The organism is Thalassotalea sp. LPB0316 (assembly GCF_014898095.1).
In the GTDB taxonomy this organism is placed as follows: domain Bacteria; phylum Pseudomonadota; class Gammaproteobacteria; order Enterobacterales; family Alteromonadaceae; genus Thalassotalea_G.
The window spans coordinates 3,239,149-3,260,350 of sequence record NZ_CP062946.1 but is presented as its reverse complement, the minus strand read 5'-3'; the positions used below and the strand labels follow the sequence as shown (position 1 = coordinate 3,260,350).

General features: G+C 42.8%; 20 protein-coding genes. 10 read left to right on the top strand and 10 right to left on the bottom strand.

The window, feature by feature from the left end; genetic code table 11:
- Positions 1-582 (top strand): hypothetical protein, encoded by a 582-nt coding sequence (locus LP316_RS14695; protein WP_193021858.1) that lies wholly within the window; start codon positions 1-3, stop codon positions 580-582.
- Position 583: 1 nt separating this feature from the next.
- Here LP316_RS14695 and arfB read toward each other — a convergent pair whose 3' ends face one another.
- From arfB to radA, 4 genes are all read right to left on the bottom strand, one after another.
- Positions 584-994 (bottom strand): alternative ribosome rescue aminoacyl-tRNA hydrolase ArfB, encoded by a 411-nt coding sequence (gene arfB, locus LP316_RS14690; protein ID WP_193021857.1) that lies wholly within the window; start codon positions 992-994, stop codon positions 584-586.
- Between the two features lie 71 nt (positions 995-1,065).
- Positions 1,066-3,072 carry a methyl-accepting chemotaxis protein gene (locus LP316_RS14685; RefSeq protein WP_193021856.1) on the bottom strand — a complete coding sequence of 669 codons (2,007 nt, stop codon included), beginning with the start codon at positions 3,070-3,072 and terminating at the stop codon, positions 1,066-1,068.
- Between the two features lie 354 nt (positions 3,073-3,426).
- Positions 3,427-5,685 carry a S9 family peptidase gene (locus tag LP316_RS14680; protein WP_193021855.1) on the bottom strand — a complete coding sequence of 753 codons (2,259 nt, stop codon included), beginning with the start codon at positions 5,683-5,685 and terminating at the stop codon, positions 3,427-3,429.
- A gap of 109 nt (positions 5,686-5,794) precedes the next feature.
- Positions 5,795-7,180: a DNA repair protein RadA gene (gene radA / locus LP316_RS14675; protein WP_193023916.1), complete on the bottom strand. Its 1,386-nt coding sequence runs from the start codon at positions 7,178-7,180 to the stop codon at positions 5,795-5,797.
- Positions 7,181-7,452: 272 nt separating this feature from the next.
- On the opposite strand from radA, the gene LP316_RS14670 reads away from it, so the two are divergent.
- A complete protein-coding gene (locus tag LP316_RS14670) occupies positions 7,453-9,918 on the top strand; it encodes a PilZ domain-containing protein (protein ID WP_193021854.1) in 2,466 nt (821 codons plus the stop codon).
- A 15-nt stretch (positions 9,919-9,933) separates the two neighbouring features.
- Here the strand turns inward: LP316_RS14670 and serB are convergent, their stop codons facing one another.
- On the bottom strand, positions 9,934-10,983 hold the full coding sequence (gene serB / locus LP316_RS14665; RefSeq protein WP_193021853.1) for a phosphoserine phosphatase SerB: 1,050 nt from the start codon (positions 10,981-10,983) through the stop codon (positions 9,934-9,936).
- Between the two features lie 140 nt (positions 10,984-11,123).
- On the opposite strand from serB, the gene LP316_RS14660 reads away from it, so the two are divergent.
- Positions 11,124-11,717 (top strand): AhpA/YtjB family protein, encoded by a 594-nt coding sequence (locus LP316_RS14660; RefSeq protein ID WP_193021852.1) that lies wholly within the window; start codon positions 11,124-11,126, stop codon positions 11,715-11,717.
- A gap of 113 nt (positions 11,718-11,830) precedes the next feature.
- Here the strand turns inward: LP316_RS14660 and LP316_RS14655 are convergent, their stop codons facing one another.
- The 5 genes from LP316_RS14655 to LP316_RS14635 form a co-directional block, all read right to left on the bottom strand.
- Complete coding sequence (locus LP316_RS14655) at positions 11,831-11,977, bottom strand: hypothetical protein (RefSeq protein WP_193023930.1); 147 nt, start codon at positions 11,975-11,977, stop codon at positions 11,831-11,833.
- A 134-nt stretch (positions 11,978-12,111) separates the two neighbouring features.
- Positions 12,112-12,891, bottom strand: coding sequence for a TatD family hydrolase (locus LP316_RS14650; protein WP_193021851.1), 780 nt, complete (start codon positions 12,889-12,891; stop codon positions 12,112-12,114).
- 80 nt (positions 12,892-12,971) lie between these two features.
- Entirely contained in the window at positions 12,972-14,723 is a 1,752-nt protein-coding gene (gene argS, locus LP316_RS14645; RefSeq protein ID WP_193021850.1) for an arginine--tRNA ligase, read from the bottom strand.
- A 179-nt stretch (positions 14,724-14,902) separates the two neighbouring features.
- Positions 14,903-16,489, bottom strand: coding sequence for a peptide chain release factor 3 (prfC, locus tag LP316_RS14640; RefSeq protein ID WP_193021849.1), 1,587 nt, complete (start codon positions 16,487-16,489; stop codon positions 14,903-14,905).
- Between the two features lie 256 nt (positions 16,490-16,745).
- Positions 16,746-17,393, bottom strand: coding sequence for a LexA family protein (locus tag LP316_RS14635; RefSeq protein ID WP_000854920.1), 648 nt, complete (start codon positions 17,391-17,393; stop codon positions 16,746-16,748).
- A 117-nt stretch (positions 17,394-17,510) separates the two neighbouring features.
- On the opposite strand from LP316_RS14635, the gene LP316_RS14630 reads away from it, so the two are divergent.
- The 7 genes from LP316_RS14630 to eexS are packed head-to-tail and all read left to right on the top strand — an operon-like array spanning position 17,511 to position 21,186.
- Positions 17,511-17,762, top strand: a complete 252-nt coding sequence (locus LP316_RS14630; RefSeq protein WP_000451746.1) for a helix-turn-helix domain-containing protein — start codon at positions 17,511-17,513, stop codon at positions 17,760-17,762.
- Positions 17,763-17,817: 55 nt separating this feature from the next.
- The gene (locus LP316_RS14625) at positions 17,818-18,687 is read left to right on the top strand and encodes a hypothetical protein (protein WP_193021848.1); all 870 of its coding nucleotides are present in this window, start codon (positions 17,818-17,820) and stop codon (positions 18,685-18,687) included.
- Positions 18,674-19,336: a DUF6475 domain-containing protein gene (locus LP316_RS14620; protein ID WP_226960753.1), complete on the top strand. Its 663-nt coding sequence runs from the start codon at positions 18,674-18,676 to the stop codon at positions 19,334-19,336. The genes LP316_RS14625 and LP316_RS14620 overlap by 14 nt, the downstream gene beginning before the upstream one ends.
- Positions 19,323-19,871 carry a lytic transglycosylase domain-containing protein gene (locus tag LP316_RS14615; RefSeq protein ID WP_193021847.1) on the top strand — a complete coding sequence of 183 codons (549 nt, stop codon included), beginning with the start codon at positions 19,323-19,325 and terminating at the stop codon, positions 19,869-19,871. The genes LP316_RS14620 and LP316_RS14615 overlap by 14 nt, the downstream gene beginning before the upstream one ends.
- Positions 19,868-20,167 carry a flagellar transcriptional regulator FlhD gene (locus LP316_RS14610; protein WP_000210563.1) on the top strand — a complete coding sequence of 100 codons (300 nt, stop codon included), beginning with the start codon at positions 19,868-19,870 and terminating at the stop codon, positions 20,165-20,167. Before LP316_RS14615 ends, LP316_RS14610 begins: the two co-directional genes overlap by 4 nt.
- Positions 20,164-20,697 carry a FlhC family transcriptional regulator gene (locus tag LP316_RS14605; RefSeq protein ID WP_193021846.1) on the top strand — a complete coding sequence of 178 codons (534 nt, stop codon included), beginning with the start codon at positions 20,164-20,166 and terminating at the stop codon, positions 20,695-20,697. Before LP316_RS14610 ends, LP316_RS14605 begins: the two co-directional genes overlap by 4 nt.
- 57 nt (positions 20,698-20,754) lie before the next feature.
- Positions 20,755-21,186, top strand: coding sequence for an entry exclusion protein EexS (gene eexS / locus LP316_RS14600; protein ID WP_063527794.1), 432 nt, complete (start codon positions 20,755-20,757; stop codon positions 21,184-21,186).
- Positions 21,187-21,202 lie beyond the last annotated feature (16 nt).

The window sequence follows — 21,202 nt, the reverse complement described above, 5'->3', positions numbered from 1 at the left end:
GTGAAATATATTTTACTTGCTATCGCACTCATCATATTGCCATTACTTGAAAGTTTTTATGGCGCAACATTGTGGGGGCTAAATTTTGACAGCCCGTTATTTATGGCCAAGGTCGGCTATTGGTTGTTCTATGTAAAATACACCAGTGTATTAGTTGGCTTTTTTCTGGTAGTGTTTGCGCTTACGCGTTTTCAGCAAGTCATTAAGCCAACATGGTGCGCGACCTTGGTGTGGTTTGTGAGTCTATTATTAGCTGCATTACAAATTATCGTGATGTTTTTTGGCTTGATGATCAACATCGACACCGCCAACAAATTAACTTACTACCACCAGCAACGAGCCTTTGAAGATTCAACTATCTACGTTTATACCTCAGATCCTGGCGCGATGGGGCGGGCTTATCATTACTTCTACTTGCTATGTGAACAGCCGTTAAATCGTTATCAACTTGAATTGATAGTAAAAACGCCATGGTTGGGGCGAACGTTTGAATTTGAGGTGATTGACAACCAACTGCAAATTACCAGTGCCGATAATGTCAGTTCCACCTACCCACTGCCAGATAACTCTGTTTGCTACTAAGTTAAAACTTTACTTTTTGCCTGAGCTTTTTGACGTTACCTTGTTTGGTTTTACTGTCCATGCGTTTAATTTGCGAGCTTTTGGTCGGCTTGGTCGGTTTGCGCGCTTTTTGTACCACATTGACGCTTTGTATCAGCTCAACAAGCCGTTTGAGGGCTTCTTCTCGGTTCTTTTCTTGAGTGCGGTGTTGTTGGGCTTTAATGACAATAACACCGTCTTTGGTCAGTCGTTTATCTTTCAATGCCAGTAGACGCTCTTTGTAAAAATCCGGCAGTGACGAGGCGTTAATGTCGAATCGCAAGTGAATAGCAGAGCTAACTTTATTGACGTTTTGTCCGCCTGCGCCTTGCGCGCGAATAGCGCTGATTTCTACTTCATCAAGGTTGAGGTCAACGGCGTTTGAAATTTTCATAAAGTGTTAAAATAAAAAAGGCGATAAACGCTACTACTATAACGTTATCGCCTGCGAATACCAAATAGCGACTACACCTTGAATTGCGAAATAGTCGCGGTGAGCTCTTGAGTTACGGCTTTTTGTGATTCACTCTTTAGAGCCATATCTGAGGTCTGATGAACCGCTTGATCGGCAAGTTCATTGACCGAAATCGTTTGTTGGGTAATTTCATCTGACGCCGACGCTTGCTCTTTAATGGTTGAAGCCGCTTCATTTGATTGTTCTTCAATGAGGGCAACCGCTTGGTTTATATGGTCGAGTTTTTCTGAGACCTGTAAGATAACGCTAACGCCTTCGGTGGTTTTTTCTTTGCCAACATTCATTGCAGCTACGGCGCTAGAGGCTGATTCTTGCAGTTTCACGATAATTTTTTCAATATCGCCCGTTGAATCTTGTGTTCTACTTGCAAGGGTTCTTACTTCATCGGCGACAACGGCAAAGCCACGACCTTGCTCACCGGCTCGAGCTGCTTCAATGGCGGCATTTAACGCAAGTAAGTTCGTTTGTTCAGCAATGTTTTTGATCACTTCTAGTACGGCTGAAATAGATTCTGAATTCTTGTGTAGGGCATTGACAACTTCGGTTGAATGACTCACTTCATTAGCTAAATCATTGATCAAGGTGTTGGCGTTATCAGCCAAGGCTTTACCTTGTTTCGCTTCATTAGCTGCTTTAGTGGCGTAATCTAATGACGTTTGAGCGTTATCAGAAATCCCGTGAATGGTTTGGGTCATTTCAGTGGCTGCCGTTGCTATTTGCTCGATGTATCCTTTTTGCATGCCAACCGTTGAGGAGAAGTCGGCAACTAAATGGCTAACATCATCTGATTCACTCAGTACTTTTTGTGTGGTGAGGTTACATTGGCTAATAATTTTTTGAATATTCTCAACAAAAGTATTGAACGACTCACTTAGCTGGCCTAGCTCGTCGTTGGTATTGATATCAATGCGCTTGGTTAAGTCGCCGTCGCCAGTGGCAATATCATCCATTGCCGCCATCACGCGCTTAAGTGGCTTGGTAAGTAAGCGTTGTATTGTGATAAAAATAACACCAGAAGTAAGTGCGAGTACTAAGATCACGGAAAAAATAGATGAATAAGTGGTTTGCGTGACGGGATCGGTAATCGCGTGCATTGGCACCATAAAGCCAACTCGCCAGTCAAGAGCCATGGTTTCATCGGTAATCGGGGCGACTAAGGCTAGGTACTGTTCGCCTTTAAAATCTAGGGTAGTAAGCAGCTCTTGTTGTGGCTTGCTGTCGTTTAATAGTGCTTTAAAACCGTTGGCGTGGCTAATTAAACTATCGACTTGATCGAGGGTAGGCAGGGTGCTCATATCAATGTTATTAGCCTCGTCAGGAAACGAGATAATACGACCATCGGCGGTATATAAAAAGCCATAACCTTCGTTTTGGTAATGCATTTTATCAATTAAGCCACTCTTGATTTCTGAGGCGAGGATATCGATACCCATCACCCCAAGCAAGGTGCGTGATGGCGAGTAGACTGTTGTTTTTATTGACGTAACAATGGAGCCGTCGTTAGCATCAATCTCAGGGTTAGTGATAAACAAGCGATCTTTTTCCAGTGCCTCAAACCACCAAGGTCGCTTGCTAGTGAAGTAATTTGGATCGTTGTAACGGCCATTGATATCAAAATATTCATGGGTTGCCGCTGGCGCGTAAAACACTGATTTGATCATGGGATCATGGTCAGATTCGTTTTTAAATAAGTCGACGATTTGTTGGTATTGTTTGTCGTTGTCAATGGATGAGCCGCGCTCGCTATAACGACCAAACCAGTCATTGACGAATGGGTTAGCTTGTAATGAGGTGACAACGCGCGATCGCTCGCGGAAAAACTCATGGATGCCAAAAGCCGCTTGTTGAGTGGCGCGGCGAATTTCTTGCGTAACGGTTTGTTCAACGGTTGAGGCGCGCTCTGAGGTGACAAAGTAAGCCACGGCAATGGCAATAACGGCAATAATGCCAGAAATAGAAAGTAGTACTTTACGTACTACAGACGGACGATTCTTCATGGGTGTTTTCCAAAATTTTCTTTTTTAAACAACAGGGTAAAACCAAAGAAATACTTGGTTAAAGTAGCGGATACTTGAATGGCAGCACTCAAAACAGCTTACGTTTTCTGATGTTTGTTATTATTATTCAGTAACATAAATATGACGCATCATAATTAAACACAATTACCGCTAAAATGAAATATGTTTATAGTCAAAATTTATTCATCTATTGCGAAGGTAATAGCAGCATTATGTTTGCACCTTACTATCGACAACGACTCATTTGACGATATCGACATACTCGAAGCGGTGATTTAGAGGTGAAAATAAAAAAGGCAACCTAAGTTGCCTTTGATAAAAAGCCTGATTGGCTTATGGCTGTGCTTTAAAGTGACGATCAAAGAAGTCGATAATCGAGTTGTTTAAATGCACCTTAACTTTTTTACCGCGCATTGAGTGTTTTGCGCCTGGGTAGGTCATCAACTCAAAGAGCTTATTTTCATCTTGCAGCGTTTTGATCAGTTTGGTGGTATTGGTAAATAATACGTTATCGTCTGCCATGCCGTGATAAATAAACAGCGGGCCGTTCAAATCTTTGGCATATGGGAAAACAGAACTCGACTCATAGCCTTTTTCATTCGCCTTCGGGTGATTTAAGTAGCGCTCAGTGTAGTGGGTATCATATAAACGCCAATCGGTTACTGGGGCACCAGAAACACCGGCTTTAAAGTATTCGCCTGCTTTAAACATGCTCATTAGCGCCATATAACCGCCATATGAGTGGCCATAGATGCCAATTCTTTGTTCATCAACATAGTTTAACGTGCGCAGAAATTTGACGCCGGTTACCTGATCGGTGACTTCAATATCGCCAAGGTTTTCATAAATCGGAAATTCAAACGCGGTACCGCGGTAGTTTGAGCCGCGATTGTCTAATTGGAAAACAATATAGCCTTGGCTGACCATAAACTGCGTGAAGTCAGCTCCTTGCCAACGGTTAGTAACGCGCTGTGCGTAAGGGCCGCCGTAGACATTGACGATAACAGGGTATTTTTTGCCTGGCACTAATTGTTTGGGTTTGTATATTTTGTAATACAAGGTGGTGGTTTCGTCATCCGACTTTAACGTACCAAATTCCGGCATCACGAGTTGATCGTAATAAGGTGCAATAGGGTGGTTATTATCGACTTTGTTTTCTTCTAACCACGTAATGTGCTCGCCGTTGATCTTGTGCAAACTCACTTGTGACGGTGTTTGAATATTCGAAAACTTGTTGATATAGGTGTTCAGATCACTCGAAAAAACAATGTCGTGAAAGCCGTTGCGTTTCGTTACTCGAACAACGTGCTCAGGGCTTTTACCGTCAAGTGGTGCTTTATATAAGTGACGCTCTAACGGTGTATCGGCGCGGCCAGTAAAGTATATCCAGCCCGCTTGCTCGTCTACCGCGTGCAGCGAGTCGACAACCCATTGACCTTTGGTTAATTGGGCAAGTTGCTCACCATCAGTGTTATACAGGTACAAATGTTTAAAGCCATCGCGCTCAGACGCCCAAATAAAGCGCTTGTTATCACTTAAAAAGGTCAAGTCGTCATGTAGGTTAAGCCAATGGCTAGAGGTCTCAGTGAGCAAGGTTGATTGGCGACGATTTTTTACTGAATAGAGGTTGAGTTTCAGTGTTTTTTGATCGCGTGATTGCCATTGGTAGGTCAAGGCATCGCCTTTAGGCAACCAGTTTACTCGTGGAATGTAGATGTCAGTTTCTTCACCGATATCAATAGTGCGAATTCGCTGGCTTTTAACGTTAACCGTGGCGAGCTTGATTTTTACATTTGGCGTACCAGTATATGGATAGCGCTGCTCGACAAGTTTGATTTCTTCAGCGTAAATTTCATTGCGCACAGCAATGTCTACCGGCGATTCGTCGACGTTTAAAAAGGCGATATACTTTTCATCTGGTGACCACCAGTAACCCGTCATGCGGCCCATTTCTTCTTGAGCAACAAACTCAGACATGCCGTTTTTAATCGTACCACCGCCTGATTTTGTCAGTTTTGTTTCTTCGCCTGAGTCGATATCGATAACAAAAATATTTTGATTGCGGATAAAGGAAACAAAATTGGCTTTTGGCGAAAACTTCGCATCGGTTTCAAATGCTGGTGTATTCGTTAAACGCTTGGCTTTTTTTTCGGCTAAGTTGTAATAGTAGAGATCGCCATTTAACGGAAATAACAAGGCTTTGCCGTCGTTCGAAAATTTGTATTCCATAATGCCAGAGCCGTATATGCGCTGGCGCTCACGGCGGGCTTTTTCTTCGTCAGATAGGTTTTCGATACCGTCAAAGATATCTTTAGAGTCAACCAGTAGTCGATTTTCATCACTGTCAATATGGTATTCCCATAAGTCGTAGCGATATAAATCTTCTTGCTTGCCTTGTAAATAAGTTACGCGCTTACCGTCTGGCGAAAAACGCAGTGATTTTGGTGTGGCACCATTTAACGATGGTGAAGAATAAATTCGGTCAATGGTTAATTCTTGTGGTTCAACTTTTGGTGCTTCTTCAGCTACCGAGATAAAGCAAAGCGCTAGGGCACTTACGCCGATAGCTAACTGTTTAACTGCGTTTTTCATGAAATTTTTCTAGCATTAAGTGAATAACATCTAATCGGCCAATAATACCAAACAACAGGGGAAAACGTCAGGTTTAATTTGCTTCCCCTGTTTAAGGCGCTTGCGGCGATTATTGAATGATTTCCAATAATTGGTGAATGGTTTTTACTGGAATAATACGGGCACCGCTACCTTCCATCGATTTGTGGTAATTGCGGTGTGGAATAATAATTTGTTCAAAACCGTGTTGTGCCGCTTCTTTTACTCTGGGTACACCACTATCAATAGGCCGGACATCGCCATTTAAACTGAGTTCGCCCATAATACAAGTCGTTCTCGGGACAACAAAATCGTTGAGTGAGCTCAGTAGCGCGGTGACTAAAGCTAAATCGATACAGGTTTCAGATTCATCAATTTTTAACCCGCCAACAATATTGAAAAAGGTATCGTGAAAAATTTTGGTTTTGGTGTGCTTTCGCAAAATACCGGTTAGCATTTTTACTCGGTTCATGTTTAAGCCGACACAGACGCGTTGCGGGAATTCGGATTCTATTTCCGTGGTCAAACATTGAATTTCGAGTAGCAGATTGCGGTTGCCCTTGCGAATACAGGTAATGGCGGAGCCCGGAGAGTTAGTGGTTGAACCCGACAAAAAGATTTCACTGGGGTTATCAACACTGATCATGCCGCGCTCTGTCATTTTAAAAATACCAACGGTATCAATATCACCAAAGCGGTTTTTATTCGCTCTTAGCGTTCTTACTTGGCCATCGTTGGTATCGATGTGAAGTAGGGCATCTACAATGTGAACTAAGGTTTGCGGGCCGGCAATTTCGTTGTTTTTATTGACGTGAGCAATGATAAACATGGTCACGTTATTTTGTTTACAATATTGGGTTAACGCTTGGGCGGCGCTTTTTACTTGTGATGGTGAGCCAGGACTACCATTGGCGTTTTCCGTAACGACAGCTTGAATCGAGTCGATTACGGCAAATTTGATTTGATGTTTATCGAGCTCTTCAATGATCAGCTCGACACTTGTTTCAGATAGTAAATAGAGGTTGTCTACTTGATAATCGAGCTTTAACCGTTGAACGCGATTTTTAAACTGGGATAACGATTCTTCGGCGGTACAATAAAGCGATGCGACATCTTGTGACATGCGAGCAACAAGTGCAGATAACAAGGTAGTTTTACCAGCGCCGGGATCACCAGAAATGATATTGACTGAGCCTGTGGTGACACCACCACTTAATACTCTGTCGAGCTCACCTATGCCGGTTGGTTTTTTTTCTGCTTCAAGTGATACCACTTCATCTATTTTTTTGGCACCACCACCAGCAATACCAGCATAGCCAGCCGCTGCACTTGACTTGGTACTTGTTGCTTTTTTGGCCGCTGATGTTTTCATCTCTGCAAGTGTATTCCAAGCGCCACACTCACATTGACCACGCCAACGGGTATAATTTTTTCCACAATCGGTACAAACAAATTCGATTTTTGCCGCTTTGGCCATTGGCGCTATCACCTTTCTTCGTATAATGATTTCTATCGCGCTAGTGTCGCTGTTTCGGGTATAAGATGCAACTGGCAAGCTACTGTCAATTTATTGCCTGTATAGTTATTTCTCGTTAATGAGCTTGGCTATTTTTGTTCAACATTAGCGATGCAGAGCAAGTTATTTCTCGGTTATTTGCTTTAGGTACGCATATTGCTTGTTGATTTTGTTAAGATTGTAAGATAATGATATGCGTTTAACGCAGTAGTTGATGAGTTAGTTTAAGGTCAATGTCAAAAGACTTAACAAAATATAATCGCATTATTGATCAGTTTAGAGGTCAGGTATTTAAGGCTGATTTCGAAACTAAATATAATGCGGCAACAAAACATTTACCGACCAGTGATCGCTTCTTACTAAAGATGGAAGTGAAACGGCTGGCGCAACCTTGTACTCGTTTGGTCGACTTACGAGGCTTGGTTGATGGCGAATGTAAAATGTTTGAATACGATGGTAAAACACATTTTCTCGATGATGTTGCGATCCAAACCTTTAAAGAAAGCATTGCTAGTTATGGCTCGTATACCTTTGGCGTGTATGAGGCAGTTAAGAATACTGACAACAATTTTAGGGTAATCTATCAGCGTGAGAAGGCAAAGGTAGATTCCGCTCAAGCTCAAGACCAAGAGCGCATCTTAGATAAAACGCAATACCCTGCAGAGGTTGTAACTCTAGGCCCATATTTCAATCGCAAAGAAGAGCGCATGAACTTTGCCATTCCGGTAAAAGTAGAAGTGAACGCCAATGATATCTTACTGGCAACAACCTCAGATATGAGCGTTGACGGTGTTAAAGTGCGGATGACTGATGAACAAACTTTAAAGGTTGGCCAAACGTTAACTATTCAGTTTGTTGGTTTAGAGCAAGAATTTCAATTTGGCAAAGAAAACGCTTTTGACTATGTGATCAGAAACATGCAGGTAGTTGATAAAGTTCAGCTAGTTGGCATGGAGAGGGTTTATAAAAAAGGTCAAGATAAAGATGGCTTCAAGCAATTCTTAAAGGGCTTTATTCAAGGTAATAAACGCCGATACAAGATCAATTTAGACAATACGATTACGGCCATTAAGGCGCGTAGCTATCAGCAATTTGTCTTGCCAAAAATTAATGAGCTACCGATATTTGTTCGTTCAGTTGACGGTAAGTATCGCCCCGCGTATGCATTAACAGGCCACAACAACCAAGCACTATATCAGTATTGGCAAGATGAACGTCAATTTTCAACGATTGATTGTTTACTTACACAAGAGCGCATTGCGCGTTTGAGAATGGCCAAAAAAATAGGTCAAAGCTTATTGGTATATAGCTTTATTCATGAAAGTAATGGCCAACAATTCTTCTATACCGCTGACAATAAGCAGCTGGAGCAAGATAAAGCCTTTATGCGCAAATTTATTGGTTTTGCCGCATCAAAAGAATCGTTTGCCATTACTGAAATAAAGCTGTTTGACGTTGATCGGGATAAGGCTCATGCTTCGTTGACCTTGTCTAATTCACTAGCGACAAAAGATCAATACCTGATGGACCCGCCATCGGACGATGTCTACAACGAAGTCGATAATTTGCCTTATTGTATTGTTGCTCATGACCTCACGTGCTTAAGTTTACAAGAAGAGTACAAGCGTTATAACTACAAAGACATTGATAAGAAAATGCTCAAGGGCTTTGGCCATAAACGCAGTGCAGAAAATCAACGAGTAGAATCTGTTGGCATTAGTTTTTTAAACCAGCGCTCTGAGTCTCGCTTTAAATATCAAACGCCAGCAACCGTTGAGGCGGGCGGCGTAAAGTGGCAAGGCAAGTCTGAAGATTTTTCGATGTCTGGATTAAAAATCATACTTGATCGAGAGGCGATGTTAAAACGCGGTGATGTCGTTAAATTGACTTTTCCTAAACTGCAAAAAATTACCAAAGCTTTTAATTTAAGCGAGTTACCCTATGAAGTGGTTCGCATTAATAAAAAGAAAAATATTATTAATTTAAAGGTTTACGTTGAGCAACATCAGCATATTGGTCGGAGCTTTTTTAAGCTGCTGATCAGTAAAAACAGAGATAAGCTCGAGGTTGATGAATATGCCTTAACTATCCCGGGCTTAAGTAAGGCACTGCTTAATATATATTCAAGTGCACTAGATATTCCACAGCTGTTGGTGCAAACAAGTGGCAGTCGTTATAAAACAGAGCTTGTTGTCGCTAATCACGATAGCTCAAATTTTGTTTCTGTTTGCCGAACCCTTAGTGACCAGCGACGCAGGATCAATCTATTCCCGCTACTTAGTCATCACAACGCGATTGAAATGCTAACTGCGGCACTTAAGCGTTTACAAAGTACTGATTTACCTGTGCACGGTATTTTATATGTGTCAATTGACACCAGTATTAAGTCAGTTGAAAAAGCGGTAATCACTAAGTTTGATATTGAGCTAAGTAGCGATAAATTACGCCATATGTTTATCGCCACAGCATTAAAGCGTGGTCAATTATTTTGTTTACAGACCAAGCTTTCACGTGTCGATAGGCCTAATATGGACTTTTTAAATCCAGAGTTAAGCTATATCGGCTCATATGCCATTCACCGAGGTAAGCAATTAGAGCAAGATATTTGGAGTGTTGCAGGCGTTGTTGAATTGTTTGATATCACCAAAGAGGCATTGCTCAGACATCAAATGTACATTGCCGAACAAGCCAGTCAGTAGTTTCTTTCATCATTGCTAATCAAGCCAGTGCAATAGCGTATCAAGTGGTGCTTTATTGATGCTGGTTTGGGCTTTTTGTTGGACGATTTCTTTCGCGTGACAAGCAACACCTAGTTGCGCTTTGGCCATCATGACTAGATCATTTGCGCCATCACCAATGGCGACAGTTTGGCTCATCGGAATTTGATATTTATCCGCGAGCATCACCAGTACGTCTGCTTTTTTATTCGCATCTACTACTTCACCTAGCACTTTTCCGGTTAGTTTACCGTCAATAATTTCGAGTTGATTAGAAAAAGCATCATCGAGTGGTAACGTCGCTTTTAAGTGGTCAGCAAAGTAGGTGAAACCGCCAGAAGCAATGGCTAAACGCCAGTGATTTGCTTGCAGAGTAGCAATAAGTTCAGTCAGCCCTTCCATTAATGGAAGGTTGGCGAGTACAGTTTGTAAGATCGCTTCATCAGCGCCTTCTAGGGTTGCAACACGTTGATATAAGCTTTGTTTAAAATCCAATTCGCCACGCATTGCCTGAGCCGTTACCGCCGCTACTTGCTCACCGGTGCCGGCAAGTTTGGCAATTTCATCAATACATTCAATTTTAATTGCAGTTGAATCCATATCCATAACGAGTAGACCTGGCTGACTTAAGCTCGGTGAGTGCTGAGTAATGGCAGCCTCAATATTGTGCTGGATATTAAAGCTAGCCAGCAGTTGCCTGCTAAAGCTAATATCTTGGCAGGTTATGCCAAAGCGAATACTGGTTAAGCCATTGCGCTGATTTATTTGCTCAATATTCATTAAGTTTAATTGACAGCAGTCTTGGAGTTTAACCAAGGTAGCAAGTTTGAGCGTTGAAAAGACAACTAGCGTGGCGCTTGTTTGTTCTAGTGGTTGAATGTCATCTATTTTAGCTACTGGTGTTCGCTCGGTAGCTACTATGCTACTGGTAAGGCGCAGGTGTTGAGTATCGAGTGAAAAAGCTAATGGTTTGGTGAGTGGTTTACTACAATCAATTATTTGTTTTACTGATAACTGCTCTAACGCGTTAATTTCATACTCAAACATCGACATATTCTTCTACAACCTTTTAATATTATTTATTGCGTTTAGATTTTAAAAACATCATTTAGCCAGTATAGTTAAGCTACAGCTTGAGAGATTTTGCTTGGCTGCCGAATATTTTTCATCTTAAGAAACGAATAGAGATGCCTTTATACCTTAAAATATCGCCGATTTATAATAAAATTCTGCAATTAACTATAGCGGTTGTGCTTATCGTTGTTGTCTTGAATATTCATTTTATTAGCGATCAAAAGTCTAAAAACAATGTTCATCAGCATTATCAGCAGGTGGGGCAACTGCAACTGCAACAACTTGTGACCAGTGCTGCTATTTTGCTCGAGCGCGGTGATAAAAAAGCGTTAACATTACTGGCTGAGCGAACAAGTGAGCAAGCGTTTATCCACGATGTCGTATTTTATGATGTTACCGGACAAACCCTGATTAACTCAGAAAAAGCACAAGCAATTCTTGAGCGTACCCAAGCAAGATTAACTGATGATGTAGCCGTTAAGCAGACGAGCTTTACCAGTGAAATTCGCGCCGACAAACTATTGGGCTATGTCCGTATTACCTTGCAAGACGAGATGATCACCAGCTCGCTCAACCAAGCGAATAACGAGCTTTTTGAGCAAGCTAGGTTGCTATTAATTCTCACCGGCATTGTTGGTTTCTTGCTGGCAAAAAGCTTTTCAAAGGCACGTCATAAAGCAATTAAAGTGGCAAGCGCTAAGCCGTAACGTTCGACTAAATTTGAAAGTTGCGATGAAATATTTTGTTTTTAGTTTTCAAATGAGCAAAAAAAAGCGAGCACTAAAGGCTCGCTAATAACAAATGAATAGGTCTGGTTTAATTATTCGTATGAACGCTCAAGCCATGAAATTTGCAGTTTAAGCTCTTCTATTTGCTTGTTTGCGTCTGCTAATTGTTGCTCCAATGAAACCTTGTGCTCAGTTGCTGTTTCATTGATTTGTGTCTGATTCGCTTCTGAAGTCGCCATAATTCAACCTTACTACTTGTAATTGAGTGTGTATTATTTCATCTTTGCTTTCAAAAATGAACTGTTTTGTGTGTTTAATCGCCTATGTCTGTACTGATGATAATTTAGGTTATTGTTTTATAAAGAAATAAAAATTAAAGACAAAAGGCTTTATTGATGTTGTTTTCGATCTGTTGAGCGATCATTTCTTTCGGCTCTGTTCTTAGTTTGACCAGATAATCAAAAATTACTGGGATATTTTGCGGGCTATTGTGCTCAGTTGATTGCTCAAAAATAGGCATGGCCGGGGCATCTGTTTCCAATACTATGGCGTCGAGTGGTAGTTTACGGACTGTGTTGAGCGTTTTTTGCGCGCGTTGATAAGTAATTGTACCACCAATCCCCAATTTAAAACCCAAATCAAGATAGTGTTTGGCTTGTTGATAACTTCCTGAAAATGCGTGAATAACCCCACCGCCGTCGAACTTACTGGCTTTTAACCGCTCGACCAATAAAGGGTGGGACTTTCTATGATGGATGATTACCGGCAATTGTACTTGTTTGGCAATAGTTAATTGGCGGTCAAAAAACTCGATTTGTTTGCTCAGGTTATCGTGCTCTTCCGCTATTTTTCCGTCAATACCTATTTCACCGACGGCGATTAAGCTATCTTTGTATTGCAGCAATAAGGCTAATAATTGATCAAGGTGATCTGTTGTTAAGTCATTTAAGAACCAAGGATGAATACCAAGTGCTTTGTGCAGTTTGAGTGGAGTTGCTGTTGAAAGGGTTAATACTTGATGCCAATTACTTGGTGCGATAGCCGGCACTATCAGTTGATGCACACCAAGGTTTAAGCAGCTTTTCGCGATTGACTCACGCGCTTGGTCGAACGCTTTGAAATCAAAATGGCAATGGCTGTCGGTAAAAAACATGGTCATTGGCTAATAAAAAGGCTAATAAAAAGGCTATCAAATTTGATAGCCTTTAGTGTAATCAGATTATGCAGTTAATGCTACATGCGCTCCATGACTTCAATACCCAAGATGTCTAAGCCTTTTTCTAAGGTATTAGCAATTGCATGACAAAGGGCTAAACGCGAAAGTTTGGTCTCTTCGTCAATGCCGTCTTTGAGAATTGGGCAGGCTTCATAAAAGCTCATGTAAAGACTCGCAAGCTCGTATAAGTAATTACATAACAAGTTAGGTGTGCCATCACTGATCACCGCGTCGAGCACTTCTTCTAACTGTAGCAATTTAAGTGCTAATGCTTTTTCTTGTGGTTCAACTATCGTTGCTTGGCTAGGTAGTTGCTCACTTTTCACCCCAGCTTTAGTGAAAATACTTTGAATACGTGAATACGCGTATTGTAAGTAAGGCGCAGTTGCACCTTCAAAGCTCAGCATAGTTTTCCAGTTAAAGATGTAATCACTGGTGCGGTTTTTCGATAAATCGGCAAATTTAACCGCGCCAATACCGACTTTTTGAGCAACTTCGCTAAGTTGCTCTGCTGGCATCTCTGGGTTCTTTTCTTTGATGAGCTCGGTTGCGCGAGTAACGGCTTCATCAAGTAAGTCTGCTAACTTAATGGTGCCGCCAGTACGGGTTTTAAATGGTTTGCCATCGTCGCCCATCATCATGCCAAATGGGCAGTGATCGTAGGCAACGTTTTCTGGCAAGAAACCAGCTTTGCGAGCAACAATTTCAACTTGTTTAAAGTGAAGCGCTTGGCGTGCATCAGTAAAAATAATGATACGGTCTGCGTTTAATTCATTCGAACGGTAGCGACAAGCTGATAAATCGGTTGTTGCGTAAAGATAGCCACCACCAGATTTTTGTACGATAAAGACCGAAGGTTCGCCATCTTTATTAGCCATTTCTTCAATGAACACAACCTTTGCGCCTTGATCTTCTACTGCGATACCTTTTGCCATAAGTTCGTCGATAACAGCAGGCAAGTCTGGGTTGTAAGCACTTTCGCCCATGATATCTTGACGGGTTAAGGTGACGTTTAACTTATCGTAAATCTCTTCAGAGTGGTGAATTGAGATATCGATAAATTGTTGCCATAACGTTGCGCAATCGGCGTCACCACTTTGCAGTTTTACGACGTATTCACGCGCGCGATCGGCAAAGCCGTCTTCTTCATCGAAGCGCACTTTTGCTTCGCGGTAGAAGTTCTCTAAGTCGGCTAGGGCTGTTTCCGCAACTTCATTAGCGGCTAATTTATCGCTTAAATGCGCTAATAACATCCCAAATTGTGTGCCCCAATCACCCATGTGATTTTGACGGATCACTTTATCGCCTCTAAATTCTAGTGCGCGAACGACTGCATCACCGATAATCGTGGAGCGCAGGTGGCCTACGTGCATTTCTTTTGCTAAGTTTGGCGCAGAATAGTCAACCACTACGGTTTGTGGCTCTGCACGCTGTGTTACGCCAAGTTTTTCATCGTTAGCCGCTTGTGCCAGAGCGCTTGCTAACCAAGTTTTTGATAAATGAATATTGATAAAGCCTGGGCCAGCTAATTCAATTTTCTCAGCGATGCCTGCATCAACTAATGCCGGAGTTAAGCTTTCAACAACTTTAGTAGCTAATTCTCGCGGGTTGGTTTTTAGCTTTTTAGCTGCGCCCATGACGCCGTTCGCTTGGTAATCACCAAATTGTGGTTTCGTTGATTGGCTCACGGCAGGGTTCGTGTCTTGTGGTAAGCCTGCATCGACCATTGCTTTTAATACAATGTCTGATAGTAGTTGTTTAATATTCATTTCGTAATCACTTTCTCTTTGCTATTGCGCATGAGATACCGCATCGAGTGCGGTATGACGTTATATTTTTTCGTTATTCCCGCAAAGGCAGAAATGACGGTTATTTGACTCGTCATTCCCACGAAGGCAGAAATGGCGTTATATCTTTTCGTCATTCCCGCGCAGGCGGGAATCTTTAATTAATGCTCTCTGGTTTGATGGAACTCAATATCAGGGTGACGCTCTTGCGCCAAGCTCAAATTGACCATCGTTGGTGCGATATAAGTTAAATTATCGCCGCCATCAAGCGCGAGGTTATCAAACGCTTTCTTTCTAAACTGCTCCAATGTGCGCTCGTCTTTACAAGTGCACCAACGGGCAGTTGCGATGCTGATTGATTCGTAAATCGCATCAACGTTGTATTCGGTTTTTAAACGCTGCACGACCACTTCAAACTGAAGCACACCAACCGCGCCAACAATCATATCGTTCGAGTTGAGCGGTCGAAATACTTGAACCGCGCCTTCTTCAGATAACTGGATTAAACCTTTTTGTAATTGCTTTTGCTTCAACGGATCTTTTAAACGAATACGGCGGAACATCTCAGGTGCGAAGTTTGGAATACCCGTGAACTTCATTTCTTCACCTTGGGTAAAGGTATCACCAATTTGAATACTGCCGTGGTTGTGTAAACCAATAATATCACCGGCATAGGCTTCTTCAACATTGGCACGATCACCTGCCATAAAGGTTACAGCATCGGCAATTTTTACATCTTTACCAATACGTACTTGGCGCATTTTCATGCCTTTGGTGTATTTGCCTGAAACAATGCGCATAAACGCTATGCGGTCACGGTGTTTTGGATCCATATTCGCTTGGATCTTAAAGACGAAGCCTGAAAACTTTTCTTCGGTTGCTTCAACATCGCGGCCATCGGTTTTGCGTGGTAATGGTGTTGGTGCCCACTGGGTTAAACCATCTAGCATATGGTCTACACCAAAGTTACCTAAAGCGGTACCAAAGAATACCGGTGTTAACTCACCTTTTAAGAATTCATCGAGATCGAATTCATGAGAAGCGCCAACAACAAGTTCTAACTCGTCGCGTAAATCGTCGGCAAAACTACCAATCGCAGCATCGAGATCTGGGTTGTCTAAACCTTTAATCACTCGCTTTTCTTGAATGGTATGGCCTTGGCCTGACTGATACAAAATCGTTTCATCAGTTAAAATGTTATACACACCTTTAAATTCTTTACCCATGCCAATTGGCCAAGTAATGGGGGCACATTTTATTTTTAAAACATCTTCAACTTCATCCATGACTTCCATAGGGTCACGCGTATCGCGGTCCATTTTGTTCATGAAGGTAATAATCGGGGTATCGCGCAGGCGAGTAACTTCCATTAATTTAATGGTTCTGTCCTCGACACCCTTTGCCGTATCGATAACCATTAAACACGAATCTACCGCGGTTAGTGTGCGGTATGTATCTTCAGAGAAATCTTCGTGACCAGGTGTATCGAGCAGGTTGACTAGGCAGTCGTTGTACGGAAACTGCATAACCGAGGTGGTGATCGAGATCCCGCGATCTTTTTCCATTTCCATCCAGTCAGACTTGGCGTGCTGACCTGACTTTTTACCTTTTACAGTGCCGGCTTTTTGTAGCGCTTGACCGAATAAAAGCACCTTTTCGGTGATCGTTGTTTTACCCGCATCGGGGTGCGAGATGATAGCAAAGGTCCTTCGCTTATTGATTTCATTAAGAAAATCTTGGTTTGCCATGTATAAATTCTTTTAGTTTGTACACGGATTTGTACACACTTTTGGAAGTACTCTATTTTCAGTTCTTCGCTTGTCAAATCCGTCGTGTTAATCGTAATTGGCCGCTATTTTCGCTGATCTTGACTTTATAAACAATCAATGGTTATCTAATCGGTTACCATTTACTCTCAGCGTGCGCCAATGCTCAGTTGTAGCTGTTTGCAATCGTTGCTTCTTCAGCTCATGAACAACTGTGGCTAAACCACAAATTCCTTCGCTACCAGAAATCGATGATAGCTTGTCGTACTACACCGATGATGGTGCAGTTGCCGTTGATCGGTATTGCAGGGTATTGCGGGTTCAAAGGTTTTAGGTACTTCTGTTCACCATCAATAACTAACTGCTTAAAGGTTGCTTCTTTCGAATCATCCAAACGCGCAACAACCAATGAACCTGAAGAATAAGGTAACTCAGGATCAACAACGATCACTGCCCCCTCAGGTATGGATTTTTTTCCGCTTGGATTTTCCATACTGTCGCCTTTTACGCGAAGTGCGAAACAACCCTCATGTGCTTTCCCAGTGACTTCACGCCACTCCTCAGCATCTTCATGGGCAAATCCCTCCGCTATTTCAGTCCAATCACCGGCCTGAACCCAGTTAATGAGAGGAATTCTTCCCTTAATATCAGGCCCGACTTCTACATTACCGACCCCCAAGCCAATCTCGCCATCACCTGTGGCGAGCCAATGAGCATTCACGCGAAGCGCCTCCGCGATCTGCATGGTGTAACGAGACCTAGCCGATTTACCAGAGCAAATCTGGCTGATCGACTGCTGTTTGATACCAATGCGACGAGCCAACTCAGACTGAGTCACCCCAGTAAGCTGCAAGGCATGGTTTAGTCGTTCGGATAAAGTTTTCATAAGCCCGTATTCTACAAATAAAACTGTAGCCTTTCAACAATTTTAACTGTTGACTTAACTACAGTTTAAACTGTAACATTCAATCTTGTAACAGTTTTTATTGTAACAGGAGACGGTATGGAAGTGTTCAACACGACACAAAAACATCTCCGCCGTGCCATTGACTTGGTAGGCGGGCAATCAGCATTAGCGCGAGCCATCAACTCAAAACAGCAAAACGTCTGGTTTTGGTTGAATAAATCAGGGCGTGTTCCCGCTGAATTCGTTTTACCCATCGAACAAGCTACGCAAGGACAGGTAACCCGATCCCAGTTAAGACCGGACATCTATCCCGAATGCCCAAGCGAGCTGAAAGCCAGTAACCAGTAGGATTAAGGGCAAATAATGGTCAGCATTTTACGTAAACACAAAAGCGAGTTCCTCCATGCGTGATTATGGCAAGGTCTATACCCGCTTTTGGCTAAAGCAAAACGTTTTGTCCTGGAGTGACTCAGCGAAGTTGCTAGGACTGTATTTGCTTACATGCCCACATTGTAATTTGCTTGGCTGCTTTCGATTACCGATTGGTTACGTTGCTTCTGACTTGAACTGGGATGAGCAACAGGTTGCCAAGGCTCTAAATGAGTTAGAACAAGATCAGTTCCTCATTCGTTGCGAGGAATCCGGTTGGACTTTGATTCGGAGCTTTCTGAAGCACAACCCAATCGAAAACCCGAACCAAGGTAAGGCTGCCTTTCGGTTACTTAAAGATGTACCTGCCGACTTCGTTGGTATGGCATCGCTTTTGAAATCTCTTGCCGCTTTTCAAGCTCGGCTACCAGAAGAATTTTCATCATTGTTTATGCCTGATGGCAACCCGGTAAGGGACTCTCAACGGTCGGATGACTCTGAGAGAAGCAATAAACCAACAGTTAAAACTGTTGACCACATACAGTTTGAAGACTTCTGGGATGTACAAATACGCAAAGAAAAAAAAGCGAAAGCCAAAGAAGAATGGCTACGCATGGGCCTCAATGAAGACCATGAACTCGCCTTGGAAGTGCTAACACGCTGGAAAGAGCAACGAGACAACCGATTGCAGTATCAAGATCGGACTAAGACCCCTATGCCACATAACTGGCTTTTAAACCGGCAATGGGAAGACGAGTACGTTCGCATTGATGAAGTACAGCAATCATCGACGAGCCTAAAGGGCAGCAATCACCAATTGAATATTGAAGAAAGCAATCGTCGCATCGCTGAAAGCTGGGCCGGACCAGGTATTCGGGAGGTTCGTTCAAGTGCAGGAGGTTGATAAACGCGAGTTTGCTGAAGTTTGGGGAGCAGCTTGGGCCATGTATGGCAAAAGCTTATCACCGCAATTGCTATCCATCGCATTTGAAGCCCTTCGTGCTTATAGCATTGAAGAAGTGCGAATCGGTCTGACTCGGCATATTCAATCACCGGATACTGGGCAATTTTTTCCAAAGCCCGCTGACGTCATCAAGCATATCGATGGCAACTCGGGTTCAAGAGCCATGGTTGCTTGGAACAAAGTTGACAAGGCTGTTCGTCAGGTTGGCGCTTGGACATCCGTGATGTTTGACGATGCACTTATCCACCGCGTGATTTCAGACATGGGGGGATGGGTTGAACTCTGCAAAGTTGATGACAGGGAATACCCCTTTAAGCAAAAAGAGTTTTTAACACGCTACCAGGCTTACTTGCTGCGGGACGAAGTGGGTGAATACCCAAGGCTATTACAGGGTATTGCAGACCATCAGAACCAGCAAAAAGGATTTGATATGCAAGCGCCTGTTGCCGTAGGTGACTGGTCAAAAGCGGCACAAGTTTACACGAGAGGCATCGCCAATTTTAGCGCAGTGCCTTTGAAAAGAATAAGCCCGAAAGCCATTCAGGCGCTTCTCGGAAATCAATTAGAGGACAAAAATGAAAACGATTAAAGCAAAAACCGTTGCCCTAGTGATAGCCATGTCCGCAAGCACTTCAGTCTATGCGTTTCCGGGCTATCAGTGGGAAAAAGCAGCACAAAGTGTTGGTATTGATCCAGTCATGCTCTACGCCGTTGCCTTGGCTGAGTCGGCCTCACATCGAGGTCTTAACATGACCAGTCCATGGCCATACGCAATTCGCAATGGTTCAAACGCAACCTACGCCAAATCTAAGACAGAAGCAGAGAAACTGTTAAACCAAGCACTGCAAGAGACTGAAAAATATCAGCTCGATATTGGCCTTATGCAAATCAATTTGCATTGGCATGGGCATCGGGTGAGCTCAGCAGCGGAACTGCTAGACCCCATCACCAACCTTACGGTCGGCTCAAGTATTTTGGCCGAAGCAATCAAGTCTTCACCAAATGATTTAGAGCTTGGCATAGGCCGCTATCACAGTTGGAACGAAGAGCGTGCACGCTGGTATGGGCAAAGAGTGCTTTCTATCTATCGCAATATTTTACATGAACTGGAGGTCCGTCAATGACAACCAATCAACAAGACTTCTATCAATTAAATTTGGCGTACCTACACGCAGCACGAGAATTAGCGCGAATTGATCCGCAAGAGGCCGTCTTGCGCTTTGGACTTACACGCGACGTGGTTGATGCTTTGATTAATGCTGGTGTTGATGACCTGCAACGAGTGGCGACCTCATCATTCATGCTGTTTCAACCAAGGGGTAACCAAAGCCAACTGATTGAGATGGTGAAGAGCAAAGGCACAGGTATCCCAAGAATCGCTTATTTATTATCAACCCTAAACAACAAGGGGGATGCATGATTGATAACCTGTCCAAAAGTGAGCTATTTACCCGAGCCTCGCTGCTTATTAAATACGGATTTCGAACAACCATTATCGCGCTCGATACAGGTTTGCCAATCCACATTATCAGAAGGCTCCATAAAGAAGTGACTGGCAAGTCACCTTGTCCTGGTCAATTGCCAGAATCTGATGCCATCGTCAAAAGCAGAAGAGCATTAGTTGAAGGCTCCCTGCTTATGGCGCTTTATGTCAATATTGGTGGTGATAATGTCTACAAGCAATTAAATATCGATGCTTTGATGAAGGCTTACGATGCGTATTTGGTTGCAAGAGAAGAAGCAGATCTTCCAGCTGAGATCCCCTGGAAAAAACTGACCATCAATGAAGGTTGGGTTCTAGCTCGTGATTTAAGATCACAGCTTGCATCCTTACACCGGTGTCGATGCGGCAGTCTGTATTTGACGGTATCTCAACAGCGCATTCAGCTTAAATGCCCTGTGTGTGAGATTATGGCCGAGCAAACCACTAGAGCACTTTTTCAGAACTAACATGCTGATGCATGATTTGATTGTGCACCGTCTGTGCACTTTGAGAGTACTAAGAAGATGACAAACTTACTTAAATCTTTACCAGCACGCTGCTGGTTTATATCACTGGGGCTTTTTCTGGCGACTTTGGCTGCGGCTCATTTCTTTCCATCAGAAATATTAACGGCATCTGCCAAGTTAGCGGCTTTGCCATTTCTGTTCTGCACCGTCGTTTTTTTCAGCTACTTGGGATTCAAAGCGACCTGTAATCCCATCGGACTTATAGCCATAATCACTATGCTTGTAGCAATCGCATATTGGCAAGCGAGTTGGACAATTGTTGGCTTGGGACTCTTTTTCTTAGCTATTTGCACTGGAATTAGATTCTTGAGTAGCCAAGTTAAAGATTCGGGTAGAACTTTGAGCATTGAAGAAAAATGGTATTGGTATAAGCTCCATTCGTTTTTTGATGGCTTTTATCCAAGGTATCCCAAAAAGCCAAAAAAATAGCCAGCCAACCACAAGC